2 protein-coding genes are annotated in these 715 nt (G+C 47.7%); both read right to left on the bottom strand.

Going from position 1 to position 715, the window contains the following annotated elements; all coding sequences use genetic code 11:
• Window positions 1-392: response regulator (locus B3180_RS01770; protein WP_286842593.1), on the bottom strand; the 392-nt coding region annotated here is incomplete at its 3' end.
• Window positions 385-715 (bottom strand): sensor histidine kinase (locus tag B3180_RS01765; protein ID WP_286842591.1); only part of this gene is annotated, 331 nt, incomplete at its 5' end. The genes B3180_RS01770 and B3180_RS01765, both read right to left, overlap by 8 nt.

The following is a 715-nucleotide window of genomic DNA, read 5'->3' as shown; positions in this document are numbered from 1 at the left end:
GCAACCGGTTCAATGTCGTTAATGGCACCGTCCGGCAAATACCTTTGTACCAAAGTCTGCAGTTTTTCTATTGAAAAAGGCTTCGTCAGGTAGTCGACAGCCCCTTCGCGCATCGCTACAACAGCATCATCCACCTTAGCAAAGGCGGTCATCATAATAACCGGAATGTCATACTGTTGGTTGTTCATGCTGCGTAATAGTTGCAAACCATCAATACCCGGCATTTGAACGTCACTAATCACTAAAGCTACCGGCTCTTTTTTCAGTATTAACAGAGCCTCTTCACCATTTGCAGCTTCCAGACACTGGCAGTCCGCCAGCTCCAAAGTATCGATAATTGCCTCACGCAAAGAAACATCGTCTTCAACAACCAGTACTTGTCGCTCAGCCATAACACACCTCATTCAGTCGGTTCTCTGACCACTGGTGCACCGGTAAAGACAAGGTGAAACGACTGCCTTTAGCCGGTTGGCTTTCCCAGTCAATACTCCCGTTATGTGCCTTAACTACCGTTTGCACAACCGCTAGTCCTAAACCGGTACCGTTGGACTTTTCCGTAAAAAATGGGGTGAAGATATTGTCCAGTCTTTCTTCAGGAATACCGCAGCCCGCATCAATAACGGAAACTCGCCAACTGTCATTATCGGCATCGGTCTTCACTAAGACCTCTTGTCCCGGCTGGCTGGCATCAACAGCGTTGTTAATCAGGTTTTGC

Source organism: Idiomarina sp. UBA4206 (assembly GCF_002383015.1).
GTDB classification, from domain to species: Bacteria; Pseudomonadota; Gammaproteobacteria; order Enterobacterales; family Alteromonadaceae; genus Idiomarina; species Idiomarina abyssalis.
Note: the sequence above shows the minus strand (reverse complement) of the source record. Positions and strands in the feature narration are given on the sequence as shown.